Here is an 18,402-nt window from a genome sequence, read left to right on the forward strand (position 1 = left end):
GATTGCAAGAGCGCTCTGTGATGGTGCATCTGTGCAGGATAGTCCGGCTGATACCGGACGAAATGGAATGTGATTTTTCGCGGTCGCCAGGCAGTCTCTAAATAGTGCCGGGTTTGAAGTCAGAGTCGGGGGAAGCGCCATGTGCGGTATCGTTGGAATAGTCGGTAACTCGCCGGTCGCGCCGCTTATCGTCGATGCGCTGAAAAGGCTCGAATATCGCGGCTATGATTCGGCCGGCGTCGCGACCATCGATCATGGCCATCTCGCCCGTCGCCGTGCCGAAGGCAAGCTGATCAATCTCGAGCGCCGGCTGAAGGACGAACCGCTCGGTGGCACGATCGGCATCGGCCACACGCGCTGGGCAACGCATGGCGTGCCGAACGAGACCAATGCGCATCCGCATTTTTCCGACGGGCTCGCCATCGTCCATAACGGCATTATCGAGAATTTCGCCGAATTGCGCGATGAGTTGATCCGCGACGGCTATACGTTTTCCTCGCAGACCGACACCGAGGTCGTCGCCCATCTGGTGGCGCGCGAACTGGCCAGGGGCCTGAAGCCGGTCGAGGCCGCGCATCAGGCGCTGAAGCGGCTGGAAGGCGCCTTTGCGCTGGCCATCATGTTTAAGGGCGACGAGGATCTGATCGTCGGCGCCCGCAATGGCCCGCCGCTGGCCGTCGGACATGGCGATGGCGAGATGTTCCTGGGCTCCGACGCCATCGCGCTTGCCCCGTTCACCAACTCGATCACCTATCTGGAAGACGGCGACTGGGCGGTAGTGCGCCGCAACGACGTTGCCATCTTCGACATGGACGGCAACAAGGTCGACCGCAAACGCCAGCAGTCGCTCAGCACGAGCTTCATGGTCGACAAGGGCAACCGGCGCCATTTCATGGAAAAGGAAATCCACGAACAGCCGGAAGTGATCTCGCACACGCTGGCACATTATGTGGATTTCGTCGGTGGCGTCTCGAAGCCGCTCGACCTGCCATTCGATTTCGCCAAGATCGACCGGCTGGCGATTTCGGCCTGTGGCACCGCTTATCTCGCCGGGTTGATCAGCAAATACTGGTTCGAGCGCTATGCGCGGCTGCCGGTCGACATCGATGTCGCCTCGGAGTTCCGCTACCGCGAGATGCCGCTGTCGAAGACCGATGCCGCCTTCTTTATCTCGCAATCGGGCGAGACGGCGGACACACTGGCGTCGCTGCGCTACTGCCGCAAGGCCGGCATGAAGATCGGTGTTGTGGTCAATGTGCGCGAATCGACCATGGCGCGCGAATCCGACGTCATCCTGCCGACACTGGCCGGCCCGGAGATCGGCGTCGCCTCGACCAAGGCGTTCACCTGCCAGCTCTCCGTGCTGGCTTCGCTGGCGGTGCGAGCTGGTATGGCGCGTGGGACCATTTCGCCCGAGCAGGAGAAGACACTGGTGCGCGCGCTATCCGAAGCGCCGCGTTACGCCAACCAGGTGCTGAAGCTCGATGGGCAGATCGAAAAGATCGCTCGCGACCTCTCGCACTACAAGAATGTACTTTACCTCGGCCGCGACACCAATTTTCCGCTGGCCATGGAAGGCGCGCTGAAGCTCAAGGAAATTTCCTATATCCACGCCGAAGGCTATGCCGCCGGCGAGCTGAAGCACGGGCCGATCGCACTGATCGATGAGAACATGCCTGTCATCGTCATCGCCCCGCACGACCGCATCTTCGAAAAGACGGTGTCGAACATGCAAGAGGTGGCGGCGCGCGGCGGCAAGATCATCCTGATCACCGACAGCAAGGGCGCTGCACACGCTACGGTGAAGACGATGGAGACGATCGTTTTGCCGGACGTGCCGGAAATCATCTCGCCGATCATCTACGCGCTGCCGATCCAGATGCTCGCCTATTTCACCGCCGTGTTCATGGGCACGGACGTCGACCAGCCTCGCAACTTGGCGAAATCGGTAACGGTGGAATAGGTCTCGTTTAAAAACTTCGCAATTCCAAAGCGCCTTCGGGTTCAGTAGTGTCGCGTTGCAAACACACGCTGCGGTGAACCATGTCGGATGCTCTCAAGACCTCAGGCATGACCCGGCTGAGAAACTATTTCCTGACCGGCTTCGTCGTTTGCGCGCCATTGGCGATCACCGCCTACATTGCCTGGTCGCTTATCGGCTGGGTCGATTCCTGGGTGAAACCCTACATCCCGGTACGCTACAATCCGGACACCTACCTGCCGTTTCCAGTGCCGGGTTTTGGGCTGATCGTTGCCCTGATCCTCATCACCTTTATCGGTTTCCTGACAGCCAATATCGTCGGTCGCGCCATCGTCAACTTCGGCGAGCGCCTGCTTGGCCGCATGCCGCTGGTGCGCGGCATCTACGGCTCGCTGAAGCAGATTTTCGAGACCGTGCTGTCGAACAAGGGCGACATGTTCCGCCAGGTCGGGTTGGTCGAATATCCGCGCAAGGGGGTCTGGTCGCTGGTCTTCGTCGCCAGCGAGAAGGAAACCGAGATCAACCAGAAGCTCGACCAGCAAGGCGATCCGCTGATTGCGGTGTTCATGCCGTGTACGCCTAACCCGACTACGGGCTTTCTGATGTATGTACCGAAATCCGACATCGTGCTGCTCGACATGACGATCGAGGACGGAGCCAAGCTGATCGTTTCGGCCGGCCTGGTGGCGCCGGCGGTCAAAATGGTGACGGTGAACGGCGAGCAGATCCACGGCGCGCTCGCCAATCCGCCGCTCGACGCGATGCCTCAGCCGGCGCGCAGGAGCCGCACGGCCTCGTCGCGGCCGAATAGATAGAGCAGCAGGCGCAGCGCCGTGCCGCGTTCGGACTGCAGTTGCGGATCACGCGACAGGATCAGCCGCGCATCGTCGCGGGCGGCCTCGAGCAGGTCGGCATGCGCCTCGATGCGCGCCACCTGGAAGCCCGGCGTGCCGGATTGGCGGGTGCCGAGCAACTCGCCTTCGCCGCGCAGCTTCAGATCCTCTTCGGCGATGCGGAAGCCGTCCTCGGTCTCGCGCATCACCGACAGCCGGCGTTTGGCCGTCTCGCCAATCGGGTCCTTGTAGAGCAGCACGCAGGACGACGGCTTGTCGCCGCGCCCGACCCGGCCGCGCAATTGGTGCAACTGGGCAAGGCCAAAACGCTCGGCATGCTCGATGACCATGATTGTTGCGTCAGGCACATCGACGCCGACCTCGATCACCGTGGTGGCGATCAGGATGCGCGTTTCACCCTGCTTGAAGGCGCGCATCGCCTCGTCCTTGTCGGCGCCCTTCATGCGGCCATGCACCAGGCCAATCCGATCACCGAACAGCGGCTTCAGCGAGGCAAAACGGTCCTCGGCCGACATCAGCTTGATCTCCTCGGATTCCTCAACCAGCGGACAGATCCAGTAGATTTTCTGGCCATCGGCGACAGCGTCGAGCATGCGGCCGATCAGCTCGTCGAGCCGTTCAAGCGGCAAGGTGACGGTGCGGATCGGCTGGCGGCCGGCCGGCTTTTCCGTCAGCTTCGACACGTCCATGTCGCCGAAGGCAGTCAGCACCAGCGTCCGCGGTATCGGCGTTGCCGTCATCACCAGCATGTCGGGCGCATCGCCCTTGGCGGTGATGGCAAGGCGCTGGTGGACGCCGAAACGGTGCTGCTCGTCGACGACGGCGAACACGAGGTCATGGAACGTCACCGTTTGCTGGAACAGCGCATGGGTGCCGACGACGATGTCGATGTCGCCATTGGCCAGCCCGGTCAGCGTGTCGGCGCGCTCGCGGCCGTTTTCGCGGCCGGTGAGGATGGCGACGCGCAAGCCGGACCGTTCCGCCAACGGCGCAATCGTTGCCAGATGCTGGCGCGCCAGGATTTCGGTCGGCGCCATCAATGCCGCCTGGCCGCCGGCCTCGACGGCACGCGCCATGGCAAGCAGCGCGACCACCGTCTTGCCGGAGCCGACATCGCCCTGCAAAAGGCGCAGCATGCGTTCGGGGTCGCCGAGATCGGCGTTGATTTCGGCAAGCGCCATTTCCTGCGACATGGTCAGCGAATAAGGGAGTGCCGCGCGCAATTGTTCGACTATGCGGCCGTCGCCAACGAGTGGCCGGCCCGATAATCGGTGGACCTTGGCCCGGACCAGCGCCAGCGATACCTGGCCGGCCAAGAACTCGTCATAGGCAAGGCGCCGCCACGCCGCGCCGTCGACGGAGACGTCGATCGGGTCGGCAGGATTGTGGACCCGGGTGAGCGCATCGCCGAAAGCAGGAAAGGCGTGGCGGCGCCGGAACTCGCCGTCCTGCCATTCGGGCAGCACCGGCAGGCGGGCCAGCGCTTGGGCAATCGCCCGGCGCAGCACCTTGCCCGAGAGCCCGGCGGTCAGCGGATAGACCGGCTCGACCAATGGGAGGTTTTCTGCGTCGCCGGCAAGTGCGATATGGTCGGGATGAACCATGGTCGGGCGGCCGTTGAACCATTCCATGCGGCCCGAGACGACGACATGCTCGCCTACGGGCATCGCTTTTTCGAGATAGGCGGCATGGGCATGGAAGAAGGTCAGCGCGATCTCGCCAGTGTCGTCATGGGCGTAGACCCGGTAGGGTACCGACCTGTTGCCACGCGGCGGCGGCTGGTGGCGGTCGATGCGCACATCGAGCGTGACGATTGCGCCCTCGGCCGAACCGGCGATGCCCGGCCGGTTGCGGCGATCGATGACAGTATGCGGCAGCACGAACAAGAGGTCGCCGGCGCGCGCTGCCCGGTCGCCGAGATCCGCCGCCACGACTTTCTCGATCAATACGCCAACCTTCGACCCGACGCCGGCAAGCGAGGTGATCGGGACAAACAGCGGATCGAGGAGGGAGGGACGCATGATGTCAGCTTATGTTGCGCCGGCCGGAGCGCAAGGCTGACACCGCCTTCTATCCACGCTATATGCGCCGCCTGGGCAAGGATGTTGCACGATGACCGGAACGACTCGATCAAGCGAGGGGCTCGATACCCGCCGCCGCAAGCTTCTGTTTCGTTCGTGGCACCGCGGCATGCGCGAGATGGACCTGATACTCGGCAGCTTCGCCGATGCCGAGATCGGCGCCTTGACCGGCGACGAAATCGACCAATATGAGAGGCTTCTCGACATTCCCGACACCGAATTCCTGCCTATCGTCACCGGCGAGCGCCCGGTTCCGACGGATATAGATTGTGCCGTCCTGCAAAAAATCCTGGCTTCGCGCCGGGACATGACCTTCTGAACAACGTGTAGCCATGAGCCTTATCCCTACGATCGGTCTGCCGAAAGGCCGCGCCGGCCAGTTCATTGTCGATGGCGTCGCCGACGGCTATGAAGCCTTTGCGCTGGTGCAGGCTGCGCACGAGATCGCCCCTGACAAGCCGGTGCTTTTCGTGGCACGCGACGGCCAGCGTCTGCCGGCGATCGTCGAGGCGCTTGCCTTTGCCGCGCCGGGCCTGCCGGTGCTGGAACTGCCGGCCTGGGATTGCCTGCCTTACGACCGCGTCTCGCCCGGCGCCGATGCCGCCGCAAGGCGGCTCGATGCGCTGGCAGCAATGATTGCGCTGGCGAAGAGGCCGCACCGCGCCGTCATTCTCACCACCGCGAATGCGTTGCTTCAGCGCATTCCGCCGGCGGAACTCGTCGAGGCGCAGACCTTTCACGCCAAGCCCGGTAACCAGATCGACATGAATGTACTGGTGTCGCGGCTGGAGACTTCCGGCTTCGAGCGGGTACCGACGGTGCGCGGCATCGGCGAATTTGCAGTGCGGGGCGGCATCCTCGATCTCTTCGCGCCCGGATGGGCGGAGGCGCTGCGCCTCGATTTCTTCGGCGATACGCTGGAATCGATCCGCGTCTTCGACACCGCAACACAGAGAACCACCGGCCAGCGCAAGTCGATGGCGTTGCAGGCGATGAGCGAGGTGGCGCTGACGCCGGAAACCATCAGCCGCTTCCGCCGTGCCTATATCGAAGCCTTTGGCGCACCCTCGCGCGACGATGGGCTCTATGCAGCGGTCAGCGAGGGCAGGCGGTTTGCCGGCATGGAGCACTGGCTGCCGTTCTTCTATGAGCGGCTGGAAACCGTCTTCGAATATCTACCCGACGCGCCTGTGGTTTTCGACCATCTGGCGCATGAGGCACTGGCCGAGCGCCACACTCTGATCCTCGACCACTACGAAGCGCGCAAGAAGCAGGCCGACGGCGCCTTGAAGGACGCGGTGCCCTACAAGCCGGTGCCGCCGGATCTGCTCTATCTGTCGCCAGAGAACCTGATTGCCTCGCTTGGCCCGCGCGAAGCAATAGACTTCACGTCGTTCGATGCGCCCGATGCCGGTGCGAAAAAGGTGTTCCATGCCGGCTCGCGCCACGGCCGCAGCTTCGTCGAGGAACGCGCCGACCCTAGCGCCAACGTTTTCGACGTCGTCGTAAAACACATTTCCGACGAGCGCGCTGCACGCCGCCGCGTCATCGTCGCCGGCTGGACCGAGGGTTCGCTCGACCGGCTTGGTCAGATCCTGGCCGAGCATCATCTTGGCAATCTGAAGCCGGTGGCGACGCTTGCCGAAGCCGAAAGGCTTGAGCCGGGGCAGGCGGGACTGGCCGTGCTGCCGCTCGAATCCGGCTTCGAGACGGAGAAACTGGTCGTTGTCGCCGAGCAGGACATTCTCGGCGACCGGCTGATCCGACGCTCGAAGCGCAAGAAGCGCGCGTCCGACTTCATCGCCGAGGCTTCGGCGTTGTCCTCGGGCGATATTGTCGTCCATTCCGATCATGGCATTGGCCGTTTCATCGGGTTGCGTACCATCGAGGCGGTTGGTGCGCCTCACGATTGCCTCGAAATCCACTATGCCGGCGATGATCGGCTGTTCCTGCCTGTGGAAAACATCGAGCTGCTGTCGCGCTATGGCTCGGATTCGGCCGAGGCGACGCTCGACAAGCTTGGCGGCGGCGCCTGGCAATCGCGCAAGGCGCGGCTGAAGAAGCGCCTGCTCGACATGGCCGGGCAGCTGATCCGCATCGCCGCCGAGCGGCAGATGCGGGCCGCACCGGCGCTGGTGCCGGCGGAAGGCCTCTATGGCGAGTTTGCAGCGCGTTTTCCCTATGAGGAGACCGATGACCAGCAGACGGCGATCGATTCGGTCATGGATGATCTAGGCGCCGGAAAGCCGATGGACCGGCTGATCTGCGGCGATGTCGGCTTCGGCAAGACCGAAGTTGCACTTCGCGCCGCCTTCATCGCGGCGATGGAAGGCGTTCAGGTGGCGGTGGTGGTGCCGACGACATTGTTGTCGCGCCAGCATTTCAAGACCTTCTCGCAGCGCTTCTCGGGCCTGCCGATCCGTGTCGCCCAAGCCTCGCGGCTGGTCGGCGCCAAGGAACTGGCCGAGGCCAAGAAGGGCATCGCCGAAGGTCAGGTTGACATTGTCGTCGGCACGCACGCGCTGCTCGGCTCCTCGATCTCGTTCAAGAATCTCGGCCTGCTGATCATCGACGAGGAGCAGCATTTCGGCGTCAAGCACAAGGAACGGCTGAAAGACCTGAAGACCGACGTCCACGTCCTGACTTTGTCGGCGACGCCGATCCCGCGAACGTTGCAGCTTGCCTTGACCGGCGTGCGCGAGCTCTCGCTGATCGCTACGCCGCCGGTCGACCGCATGGCGGTGCGCACCTTCATCTCGCCCTTCGATCCGCTGGTCATCCGCGAAACGTTGCTGCGCGAGCGCTACCGTGGCGGCCATTCCTTCTATGTCGTGCCGCGCATCAGCGATCTCGCGGAAATCCATGATTTTCTGCGCGAATCCGTGCCTGAGCTGAAAGTGGCGGTGGCGCATGGCCAGATGCCGCCGGGCGAACTCGACGACATCATGAACGCCTTCTATGACGGCCAGTACGATGTGCTTTTGTCGACCACCATCGTCGAATCCGGCCTCGATATCCCGACCGCCAACACGCTGATAGTGCACCGCGCCGATATGTTCGGACTGTCGCAGCTCTATCAGCTGCGCGGCCGTGTCGGCCGTTCGAAGGTGCGCGCCTACGCGCTGTTCACACTGCCCGCCAACCGCAAGCTCACCGATACAGCCGAGCGTCGGCTGAAAGTGCTGCAGTCGCTCGATACGCTCGGCGCCGGTTTCCAACTGGCTAGCCACGACCTCGATATCCGCGGCGCCGGCAATCTGCTCGGCGAAGAGCAGTCGGGCCACATCAAGGAGGTTGGTTTCGAGCTCTACCAACAGATGCTGGAGGAGGCGGTGGCCGAAGTGAAGGATTCCGGCGAGGTGCAGGACGGCGGCTGGTCGCCGCAGATCGCCGTCGGCACAGCGGTGATGATCCCGGAAAGCTATGTCCCGGACCTGCAGCTCAGGCTGGCGCTCTATCGCCGTCTTGGCGATCTGGAAAATACGGCAGAGATCGATGCTTTCGGCGCCGAGCTGATCGACCGGTTCGGGACGCTGCCGGAAGAGGTAAAACATCTGTTGAAGATCGTCTTCATCAAGGCGCTTTGCCGCAAGGCCAACGTCGAGAAGCTCGACGCCGGGCCGAAAGGCGTCGTCATCCATTTCCGCAAGCGGGAATTCCCCAATCCGGTCGGGCTGGTCAAGCTCATCGGCGAACAGGGCTCGCTGGCCAAGATCCGGCCCGACCAGAGCGTCGTGTTCAGCCGCGACTGGCCGACCCCCGAAAAGCGACTGGCAGGCTCGGCGGTTGTCATGACGCAGTTGGCACGACTGGTGGAGAAGGCGGCGGCATAGCAGGGTGTCGCTGGTGCTCTGGGCACAGCCGCACCGGCACTTTCACCGTGCCGTGCCCATTCGCCACGCGGCCAATTCCGGTCTAGAATAGGAAATCGGCTTCGTGTATGGAGCCGCGACCCCATATTGGGCGGATTGGCGGGCGATGGCGTCCGCGCGAAAGAGCGTTGGGTGCTTCGATGACGAAATGGTCGCCGAATTCGTGGAGAGCTAAGCCGATCCAGCAGGTTCCTGCCTATCCGGACCTTGTCGCGCTGAGGAACACGGAAGCCCAGCTCGCCACCTTTCCGCCGTTGGTTTTTGCAGGTGAGGCGCGCAAGCTGAAGAAGCAGCTTGCAGCCGTCGCTGCCGGGGACGCATTCCTTCTGCAGGGTGGCGATTGCGCCGAGAGCTTCGCCGAGCATGGCGCCGACAATATCCGCGACTTCTTCCGCGTCTTTTTGCAGATGTCGGTGGTACTGACCTTCGCCGGCGCGCAGCCGGTGGTGAAGGTCGGCCGTGTCGCCGGCCAGTTCGCCAAGCCGCGCTCGTCCGACAATGAGACCAAGGGCGGTGTGACGCTGCCCAGCTATCGCGGCGACATCATCAATGGCATCGAGTTCGATGCCAAGTCGCGCATTCCCGATCCTGCGCGGCAGGAGATGGCGTACCGCCAGTCGGCGGCGACGCTCAACCTGTTGCGCGCCTTCGCCCAGGGCGGCTACGCCAGCCTGGAGAACGTGCATCAATGGATGCTCGGCTTCGTGTCCGACAGCCCGCAGGGCGAGAAATACGAGTCGCTCGCCAACCGCATCACTGAGACGATGGACTTCATGAAGGCCGTCGGCATCACCTCGGAGACCAATTACGCGCTACGCGAGACCGATTTCTACACCAGCCATGAGGCGCTGCTGCTCGGTTATGAAGAGGCGCTGACTCGCGTCGATTCGACTTCGGGCGACTGGTACGCCACCTCCGGCCACATGATCTGGATCGGCGATCGCACGCGCCAACCCGACCACGCGCATGTCGAATACTGCCGTGGCATCAAGAACCCGCTCGGCCTGAAATGTGGCCCGTCGCTGACGCCGGACGGCCTGTTGCAGCTCATCGACCTGCTCAATCCGGAGAATGAGCCTGGCCGGCTGACGCTGATTGCCCGCTTCGGTTCCGATAAGGTCGCCGAACATCTGCCCAAACTGGTGCGCGCGGTGCAGAAGGAAGGCCGCAGCGTGGTGTGGTCGTCGGATCCGATGCATGGCAATACCATCGAGGCCGCCGGCTACAAGACACGGCCGTTCGACCGCATCCTGAAGGAGGTGCAGACCTTCTTCGAGGTGCATCGCGCCGAAGGCACGCATCCCGGCGGCATCCACATCGAGATGACCGGCAAAAACGTCACCGAGTGCACCGGTGGTGCCCGCGCCATCACCGCCGAAGAGCTGCAGGATCGCTACCACACCCATTGCGACCCGCGCCTCAATGCCGACCAGGCGATCGAGCTAGCCTTCCTGGTGTCCGATCTGCTCAAGAAGAGCCATCCGGTCCAGCACAAGCAGGCCGTCAACGGCTGATGCGATCTGAACTTTGATGTATTGAAAAAGCGCCGGAAAAATCCGGCGCTTTTTGTATTCAATCCGGCGGGTGTCGCATTTGCTGGCGCGTAACGGGCGCAAAACTGGAATCCTGCCAAGCGATGGCAATTGCATTGGGAGGCCGAGATGGCTGACAGTCACAGCGGATCATGCTTGTGCGGGGCAGTGCGGTTGCAGACGCGAGGACCGCTACGCGGCGTTATCTACTGCCATTGCTCGCAGTGCCGAAAGCAGAGCGGGCATTTTTATGCCGCGACCAATGTCGCCGATCGCGACATCACAATCGCCGGCGCAGAGAACGTCACCTGGTACGAGGCATCTTCGTTTGCCAGGCGCGGTTTCTGCAAGACATGCGGATCGCTGCTGTTCTGGAAACCGATGGAGGGTGGCTACGTTTCGGTCATGGCCGGCCTGTTCGACGCGCCAACCGGACTTCAAGGGGAATGTCATATCTTTGTCGGCGACAAGGGCGACTATTACGCGATCGACGACGGGCTGCCGCAGTTCGAGAAGTCGACGCCGTCGATCAAGGTGGCAGACGGCTGATTTTTTGAAGAGGCCGCCTTATTCCCTTGATCCAGCCATTGCGCTATCCCCTGCCGGTGATTCCGAAGGGTTCTGGCATGCAGCGGCTGATCGACGCTTTTTACAATTCGGTGCGGGCGTTTCGCAAACTGGCCGCCGGCGAGGAGGCCTTCCAGCTGGAACTGGTCCTGCTTGTGCTTGCGCTGCCGCTCGGCTGGTTCCTTTCAGAATCGTGGCGCGGCTATGCCCTGCTGATCGGCGCGGTGCTGCTCATGATCATGATCGAAGTGCTGAACACCGGCATTGAGGCGGCATGCGACGCGTTCAGCCGGGAATTCAACATCGACATCCAGCTGGCCAAGGATTGCGGTTCGCTGGCAGTGCTGATTTCGGTGGTGATCGTCGCTGGCGTCTGGGGCGTCGCAGTCATCGAGCGCATCGTTGGGGTACCGATCTGAGGTTTCAGGCACCACATGCCGGTTAATCGAGGAGACCGATATGGCCGATACCGCCGGATTTCTGCTGCTTGAACGTGAGGGCCTGCCGGACGATCTGCACTGGCTGGTGGAAAAATATCCGCGTGAGGACTGGCAGGCGCATGCCAACATCCACGGTATGGCCAATATGTGGCTGCAGCGGCACGACATGTTCCGCGACCTTGGCGGCATGCTCACCAACGGCATTGGCGATTATCGTGAGGGCAGGCTGAACGCGCCGGAATTCGCACGCTGGTTCGCGCCGCGCCTCAATCATTTCCTCGGCAATCTCGACGGCCACCACAATGTCGAGGACCATCACTATTTCCCGGTCTTCGCCAGGGCCGAGACTCGTCTGAAGCGCGGCTTCGAAATCCTGGATGCCGATCACCACACAATCCATGAGGGACTGGAGCGCAATGCCGAAGCGGCAAATGCCTTCATCGGCACGCTTCAGGAGAGCGAGGACAAACAGCGCTTCGCCGCCGATGCCTATGCCGACGAGAACAGCCGGCTGATCGCCATGTTGACCCGGCATCTTGCCGACGAGGAAGACCTGATCATTCCGCTGATCCTCGAGAAGGGCGACCGCGCGCTCGGCATTGATTGATGATCAGCTTCCCTTGCGAAGCCCCTTCTTGGCGAGGACGTGCGACGCCAGCCAGCCGAAGATGGCTACAACGAGACCGATGACCAGGGCGATCAGCAACCGCTCGTGGCGGGCCAGCGCCTGACCGACGATGCGCTCCGCGCCCAGCCCGAAGACATAACCGACAGTGCAGAACAGTGCCGCCCAGACTACCGACGAGATGGCGTTGAGGATGACGAAGCGCGCAGCCGCAATGCCCGACAGCCCGGCCGCGATACCACCGACCAGGCGCAGGCCATAGATGTAGCGATTCGACAGCACGAAAATGTTGGGATGAGAGGTGACAAGGCGGTAGGCGTGGCTGAAACCCGGCCGGGCTCGGAGTCTGATCACGAATTTATGGTCGGCGAAGCTCCGTCCCAGGATGAAAAAGAACGTGTCGCCACCGAAGGCGCCGAGCGCCGCCGCGAGGAAGGCCTGCCACGGGACGAAGACATGCTGATGCGCAAAGAAACCGCCAAGGATGGCGGCGCTTTCGCCCTCGGCGACGCAGCCCAGAAAAACCGCGACGAGCCCATATTGCTCAATGAGACGATGAATGGCTTCCGTCATGAAGACGTCCGCTGCTTCGACAGAATCTCGTCGATGCGCTTCACCTGCTCGGCCAGCCGGGCGATCTCGTCGCGCATGCCGATGATCTGGCTGTGGCGCAGTTCGTCGAGCTTTTCATGCAACGCCATGATCTCGATCTCGGCCTTGAGATTAACCTCATAGTCGTGGGCGGCGTCGATACGATCGCGCTCGGTCTGGCGGTTCTGCGCCATCATGATCACTGGCGCCTGCAGGGCAGCAACCATGGAAAGCACGAGATTGAGGAAGATGAAAGGATAGGGATCGAAGGCGGCGCGCGACAAGAGCCAGACATTGCCTGCCGTCCACAGGATCAGGAAGCCAATGAATGTCAGGATGAAGGACCACGAACCGCCGATCCGGGCGATGGTGTCAGCCAGGCGGTCGCCAAACGTCTGGTGAAAGGCGACGGCCTTGTTGGTGTCCTTGGAGATCGTGGTGCGCTCGAGCGTTGATTGCAGCACCCGGCTTTCGAGCGCGCTGAGGCCGTCCGGCTTTCGCTTCAGCCAGCGGTTTGCCAGATCCTCGATCGTTTTGTTCATCGTCGCCTCCGTCGTCAGCGATAGACGTAGAAGCTGCCGGTTCATACGGGAAGTGGTAGATTGACGCGATGGGGTCAGGAAACAATGGTGGATTTTCAGAAGATTCGCGCCCGTGCGGCGAAACGCAAAGGCGGTGAGGCAGCGCTGACGTCGCTGCTGGGCCCTACGCCCGACAATGCCGCGCTGGCAAAGATTGCGGATGACCGGATCCTGTCGACCATGGCCGAACGGGTCTTTGCCGCCGGCTTCGTCTGGCGCGTCATCGAGCAGAAATGGCCAGGTTTCGAGGAAGCATTTCTTGGCTTCGAGCCGAAGCGGCTGCTGTTCCAGCCTGACGATTTCTGGCACGATCTCACCGCCGACAAGCGCATCGTGCGCAATCCGCAGAAGATCAAGTCGGTACGCGACAACGCAGCCTTCGTCGAGCGCGTGTCGAAGGAGCATGGCAGCTTCGGCAAGTTCCTCGCCGACTGGCCGGCCGGCGATCAGGTCGGGCTGATGGCTTATCTCGGCAAGCACGGGAGCCGGCTCGGCGGCAATACCGGCCAGTATTGTCTGCGCTGGCTGGAGTGGGACGCCTTCATCGTCTCGGTCGACATGGCGGCAGCGCTGCGCGACGCCGGGCTCGACATCGCGCAGAGCCCGACATCGAAGAAGGACCTAGACAAGATCCAGGTGCAGATCAACGCCTGGGCGGCGGAGACCGAGCTGCCGCACCGACACATTTCGCGCATTCTGGCAATGTCGATCGGCGAGAACCATCCGCCGGAGGCGCTACGCGAATATATGGGCGAATAGGACCGATTGTTTGATCCAAACGAACGCCATTGCCCGACGAATTTTGCCGCGCTAAACCCACAGGCATGATCGACAAGACCGCTCCAGACATATTGCGCATCGCCGTCGCCCAGCTCAATCCGACGGTCGGCGACGTCGCCGGCAATCTTGCCAAGGCGCGCGAGGCGAGGGCGGATGCCGCCCGCCAGGGCGCCGATCTCGTGCTGTTCACCGAGCTTTTCCTGGCCGGCTATCCGCCTGAGGATCTGGTGCTGAAGCCCGCCTTCCTGAAGGCCTGCGAGCGGGCGGCGGAGGATTTCGCCGGCGATACCGCCGATGGCGGCCCGGGTTTCATCATCGGCACGCCGTTGAAGCGCAAGACCGGCACGCACAATTCGATCATCTTTGCCGATGGCGGCAAGATCCTTGCCGAACGCTACAAGCTCGATCTGCCGAATTACGGTGAGTTCGACGAGAAGCGCGTCTTCCAGGCCGGACCCGAGATCCAGGGGCCGGTCAATTTCCGCGGCGTGCGGGTGGGAGTGCCGATCTGTGAAGATATCTGGGGCGAGATTGCCGTCTGCGAGACGCTGGCCGAAAGCGGCGCGGAAATCCTGCTGGTCCCGAACGGCTCGCCCTATTACCGCGGCAAGGTCGACGTCCGCCACCAGATCGTCATCCGCCAGGTCATCGAATGCGGACTGCCGATTATCTATGCCAACCAGCTTGGCGGCCAGGACGAGCTGATCTTCGACGGCGCGTCGTTTGCCATAGGCTCTGACAAGACGCTGGCCTTCCAGATGAGCCAGTTCGAGGAGACGGTCAACGTCACCACCTGGAAGCGAAAGAATGACGTCTGGGTCTGCTCTGACGGACCGATGTCGAAAATCCCGGAGAAGGAGGAGGCCGACTATCGCGCCTGCATGTTGGGCCTGCGCGACTACGTCAACAAGAACGGCTTCAAGAATGTCGTGCTCGGCCTTTCCGGCGGCATCGATTCGGCGATCTGCGCGGCACTTGCCGTCGATGCGCTCGGCGAGGAACGGCTGCGCGCCGTGATGATGCCTTACCGCTACACTTCGACGGACTCGCTCAAGGACGCCGAGGACTGCGCCCGCGCGCTCGGCTGCCGCTACGATATCGTGCCGATCTTCGAGCCGGTCGAGGGCTTCCTGCACACACTGACGCAGCTTTTCGAGGGCACCAAGGAAGGCATCACCGAGGAAAATCTGCAGAGCCGGGCCCGTGGCACCATCCTGATGGCGATTTCCAACAAGTTCGGCTCGATGGTGGTCACTACCGGCAACAAGAGCGAGATGTCGGTAGGCTACGCCACGCTCTATGGCGACATGAATGGCGGCTTCAACCCGATAAAGGACCTCTACAAGATGCAGGTCTATGCGTTGTCGCGCTGGCGCAACGCGCATGTGCCGCCGGGCGCGCTAGGCCCGTCCGGCGAGGTGATCCCGAACAATATCATCGACAAGGCGCCCTCGGCGGAACTGCGCGAGAACCAGACCGACCAGGATTCGCTGCCGCCCTATCCAGTGCTCGACGACATATTGGAGTGTCTGGTCGAGAACGAGATGGGTGTCGACGAGATCGTTGCGCGCGGCCATGACCGGGCGACGGTGACGCGCGTCGAGCACCTGCTTTACGTCGCCGAATACAAGCGCCGGCAGGCAGCGCCCGGCGTGAAGATCACCAGGAAGAATTTTGGCCGCGACCGCCGCTATCCTATTACCAACCGGTTCAGGGATGGCGGGTAGGCGATTGGCTGCATAACGGTTTAGCCATGGCCAACTTTGAAATCAGCTTCGACCTGTCGCAGATCGACTTCCGGGCGACGTCCGACATTTTGAAGGAGAGCTATTGGGGCAGCGGCCGCAGCGATGAACTGCACCGCCGCGCCTTTGCCAACTCACTGTGCGTCGGCGCCTATGTCGGCGGCAATCAGGTCGGCTTTGGCCGGGCGATCACCGACCGTACGGTATTTGCCTATCTCGCCGACATCATTGTCTGGCCCGGGTATCGCGGGCAAGGCATCGGGACCCGGCTTGTCCAGGCGCTTATCGACCACCCGGATTGCAAGACTGTCACCCACTGGAGCCTGTCTACCAACGATGCCCACGCGGTCTACGAGAAGCTCGGCTTCAGGCCTTCCACCGACGGCCGCTATATGCGCCTCGACCGCGTCCCGGCAGCCTGAACAGAGGCAGCGCACAACCGACCGTTGTTGCAAAATCGTCTCACTGGTTGGACCAGATGCGCTTTCGACCATCTACTGACTTGGCGCGGCGTTGAGGCGTCTCTATAAACGCCTTTCCGCGATCCCCTTGGGGAGGACCGAAATGCCAGGATTTGACATCGTTATGCGAGGCCGCGAAGCCTAGGTCCCAATCGGTGAGCCCGAAGGTTCTTACCCTTGCGGCGAAGTCGAGCTGAGAACAGGCGTTCGTCGATGCCGGTCGCCGCCCGTATTCGGGCGAGCCGCCAAATGTGCCGAACCTCCGCATTCCTTGGGTGCTAATTCGCCCGACGCGGTTTTTTCAATTTCGACCTTTCCGGGATCGGGCTCGTTTGCGCCCGAATGACATCATGGCTCGTTTTCGAATAGATTTGCGCGCGGGCGCCTTTCGCAGCGTTCTTGGTTTTACGCTCAGTCATTGGCGGCGCCAGCCGTGGCGGCTTTCGCTGATCATGGCCACATTCCTGCTGTCGACCCTGGCCGACGTGCTGACGCCGCTCTATTCCGGCCGGCTGGTCGACGCCGTTGCCAGCAGTGCCACTGCCGCCGATGTCGCATGGAATGCCGCGATGGCTGCCTTTTCGATGCTGGTGGCCCTGGCGCTCACCGGTGTCGTGCTGCGCAATCTCGCCTTCATGGCCATCGTCGAACTGACCCTGAAGATGATGGCCGACATCGCCGCCGATGCCTTCCACCGCGTCCAGCGCTTTTCCACCGACTGGCACGCCAACAGCTTCGCCGGATCGACGGTGCGCAAGGTAACGCGCGGCATGTGGGCGCTCGACCTGCTCAACGACACGATCCTGATCGCGCTGCTGCCGTCGGTCGTCATGCTTGTCGGCTCGACGCTGTTGCTCGGCTGGTTCTGGCCGCTGATGGGCGCGGTCGTCGCGACGGGTTCGGTGCTGTTCATCGCCGTGACGACGATGCTGTCGCTCGGCTATGTCGCGCCCGCGGCAAGGCTTGCCAATGCGTGGGATACGCGGCTTGGCGGTTCGCTGGCCGATGCGGTGAGCTGCAACGCCGTGGTCAAGGGTTTTGGCGCCGAGGAGCGCGAGGAGACGCGGCTTGCCGAGGTCGTCGCCAAATGGCGCGCACGCACGCGGCGCACCTGGGTGCGCGGCACCGTCAACGGCACCACGCAAGGCACGATGCTGCTGCTTTTGAGGGCAGCGGTCATCGGGTTCTCACTGCTTTTGTGGTCGTGGGGGCAGGCGAGCGCCGGCGACGTCGCCTTCGTGCTGACCTCATTCTTCGTGCTGCAAGGCTATCTGCGCGACATCGGCACGCATATCCGCAATCTGCAGCGCTCGATCAACGACATGGAGGAACTGGTCGACTTCCAGTCCGAACCACTCGGCATCGAGGATCGGCCCGGCGCCAAACCGATCCGGATCACCGATGGCCGTATCACCTTCGACAACGTCACGTTCCACTACGGCAGCCACCGCTTGCCGCTCTATCGCGACTTTTCGGTGGATATCGCGCCGGGCGAGCGGGTCGGGCTGGTTGGCCATTCGGGCTCCGGCAAGACGACGTTCGTCAAGCTGATCCAGCGCCTCTATGACGTGACTGCGGGAAATATCCTGATCGACGGCCAGGATATTGCCGATGTGGCGCAGGCGTCGCTGCGCGCACAGATCGCAATCGTCCAGCAGGAGCCGATCCTGTTCCACCGGTCGCTGGCTGAAAACATCGCATATGCCCGGCCGAGCGCCACGCAGGCCGAGATCGAGCACGCGGCGGTGTTGGCCAGCGCGCATGACTTCATCGCCAATTTGCCGAAAGGCTATGGCACGCTGGTCGGCGAGCGTGGCGTAAAGCTGTCGGGCGGCGAGCGTCAGCGTGTTGCAATCGCACGCGCCTTCCTCGCCGACGCGCGCATCCTCATCCTGGACGAGGCAACGTCGAGCCTCGATTCGGAATCGGAGGTACTGATCCAGCAGGCGATGGAGCGCTTGATGGTCGGCCGCACGACGCTGGTCATCGCCCACCGGCTGTCGACGGTGCGCGCGCTGGACAGGCTTCTGGTGTTCGATCGCGGCCGCATTGTCGAGGAGGGATCGCATGACCAACTGATCCGGCTGCAAGGCGGCATCTACCGCCGGCTGTTCGAACGTCAGGCGCTTGAGCTGACCAAAGGCCTGGTGATCTGACGGTTACGGCGCCCCGCCGGGATTTTAGCCGCCCGGGGGGGCCGCGGTTTTTGTGTGTGGGCGTAGTTTATTTTTTGGTTTCATATTAACAATAACCAACCCCCAAGCGATCGGCGGCGTGGGGGGGGGGGTTAGG

The 18,402-nt window shown here is 62.6% G+C and carries 15 protein-coding genes; 12 read left to right on the forward strand and 3 right to left on the reverse strand.

Annotated elements, in window-relative coordinates; all coding sequences use genetic code 11:
* The first annotated feature begins 139 nt into the window (after window positions 1-139).
* Both glmS and NKH43_RS30640 read left to right on the forward strand, forming a co-directional pair.
* On the forward strand, window positions 140-1,963 hold the full coding sequence (gene glmS / locus NKH43_RS30635) for a glutamine--fructose-6-phosphate transaminase (isomerizing) (RefSeq protein WP_023720095.1): 1,824 nt from the start codon (window positions 140-142) through the stop codon (window positions 1,961-1,963).
* Window positions 1,964-2,043: 80 nt separating this feature from the next.
* Entirely contained in the window at window positions 2,044-2,796 is a 753-nt protein-coding gene (locus NKH43_RS30640) for a DUF502 domain-containing protein (protein ID WP_031194320.1), read from the forward strand.
* Here NKH43_RS30640 and recG read toward each other — a convergent pair.
* Window positions 2,748-4,856 carry an ATP-dependent DNA helicase RecG gene (gene recG, locus NKH43_RS30645; protein ID WP_352861323.1) on the reverse strand — a complete coding sequence of 703 codons (2,109 nt, stop codon included), beginning with the start codon at window positions 4,854-4,856 and terminating at the stop codon, window positions 2,748-2,750. The two genes, NKH43_RS30640 and recG, sit on opposite strands and share 49 nt — an antisense overlap.
* A gap of 91 nt (window positions 4,857-4,947) precedes the next feature.
* Between recG and NKH43_RS30650 the strand changes: the two genes are divergently transcribed.
* From NKH43_RS30650 to NKH43_RS30675, 6 genes are all read left to right on the forward strand, one after another.
* Window positions 4,948-5,235: a succinate dehydrogenase assembly factor 2 gene (locus NKH43_RS30650; RefSeq protein ID WP_023720093.1), complete on the forward strand. Its 288-nt coding sequence runs from the start codon at window positions 4,948-4,950 to the stop codon at window positions 5,233-5,235.
* Window positions 5,236-5,248: 13 nt separating this feature from the next.
* The gene (gene mfd, locus NKH43_RS30655) at window positions 5,249-8,749 is read left to right on the forward strand and encodes a transcription-repair coupling factor (RefSeq protein ID WP_352861325.1); all 3,501 of its coding nucleotides are present in this window, start codon (window positions 5,249-5,251) and stop codon (window positions 8,747-8,749) included.
* A gap of 179 nt (window positions 8,750-8,928) precedes the next feature.
* Entirely contained in the window at window positions 8,929-10,302 is a 1,374-nt protein-coding gene (locus NKH43_RS30660) for a class II 3-deoxy-7-phosphoheptulonate synthase (RefSeq protein ID WP_352861326.1), read from the forward strand.
* Window positions 10,303-10,449: 147 nt separating this feature from the next.
* Window positions 10,450-10,869 (forward strand): GFA family protein, encoded by a 420-nt coding sequence (locus tag NKH43_RS30665; protein WP_352482212.1) that lies wholly within the window; start codon window positions 10,450-10,452, stop codon window positions 10,867-10,869.
* A gap of 77 nt (window positions 10,870-10,946) precedes the next feature.
* Window positions 10,947-11,306 (forward strand): diacylglycerol kinase, encoded by a 360-nt coding sequence (locus NKH43_RS30670; protein ID WP_023720089.1) that lies wholly within the window; start codon window positions 10,947-10,949, stop codon window positions 11,304-11,306.
* A gap of 40 nt (window positions 11,307-11,346) precedes the next feature.
* Entirely contained in the window at window positions 11,347-11,934 is a 588-nt protein-coding gene (locus NKH43_RS30675; protein ID WP_352861327.1) for a hemerythrin domain-containing protein, read from the forward strand.
* Window positions 11,935-11,937: 3 nt separating this feature from the next.
* Here the strand turns inward: NKH43_RS30675 and NKH43_RS30680 are convergent, their stop codons facing one another.
* Complete coding sequence (locus tag NKH43_RS30680; protein ID WP_352861328.1) at window positions 11,938-12,525, reverse strand: DedA family protein; 588 nt, start codon at window positions 12,523-12,525, stop codon at window positions 11,938-11,940.
* Window positions 12,522-13,085, reverse strand: coding sequence for a DUF1003 domain-containing protein (locus NKH43_RS30685; RefSeq protein WP_023720086.1), 564 nt, complete (start codon window positions 13,083-13,085; stop codon window positions 12,522-12,524). Before NKH43_RS30685 ends, NKH43_RS30680 begins: the two co-directional genes overlap by 4 nt.
* Before the next feature lie 84 nt (window positions 13,086-13,169).
* On the opposite strand from NKH43_RS30685, the gene NKH43_RS30690 reads away from it, so the two are divergent.
* From NKH43_RS30690 to NKH43_RS30705, 4 genes are all read left to right on the forward strand, one after another.
* On the forward strand, window positions 13,170-13,883 hold the full coding sequence (locus NKH43_RS30690) for a DNA-3-methyladenine glycosylase I (RefSeq protein ID WP_352861329.1): 714 nt from the start codon (window positions 13,170-13,172) through the stop codon (window positions 13,881-13,883).
* 65 nt (window positions 13,884-13,948) lie between these two features.
* Entirely contained in the window at window positions 13,949-15,631 is a 1,683-nt protein-coding gene (locus tag NKH43_RS30695; protein ID WP_352861330.1) for an NAD+ synthase, read from the forward strand.
* 26 nt (window positions 15,632-15,657) lie between these two features.
* A complete protein-coding gene (locus tag NKH43_RS30700) occupies window positions 15,658-16,071 on the forward strand; it encodes a GNAT family N-acetyltransferase (RefSeq protein ID WP_352482216.1) in 414 nt (137 codons plus the stop codon).
* 389 nt (window positions 16,072-16,460) lie between these two features.
* Window positions 16,461-18,266 carry an ABC transporter ATP-binding protein gene (locus NKH43_RS30705; protein WP_352861332.1) on the forward strand — a complete coding sequence of 602 codons (1,806 nt, stop codon included), beginning with the start codon at window positions 16,461-16,463 and terminating at the stop codon, window positions 18,264-18,266.
* Window positions 18,267-18,402: the final 136 nt, after the last annotated feature.

The sequence above is a fragment of the Mesorhizobium sp. M1163 genome, from assembly GCF_040318415.1.
In the GTDB taxonomy this organism is placed as follows: Bacteria; Pseudomonadota; Alphaproteobacteria; order Rhizobiales; family Rhizobiaceae; genus Mesorhizobium.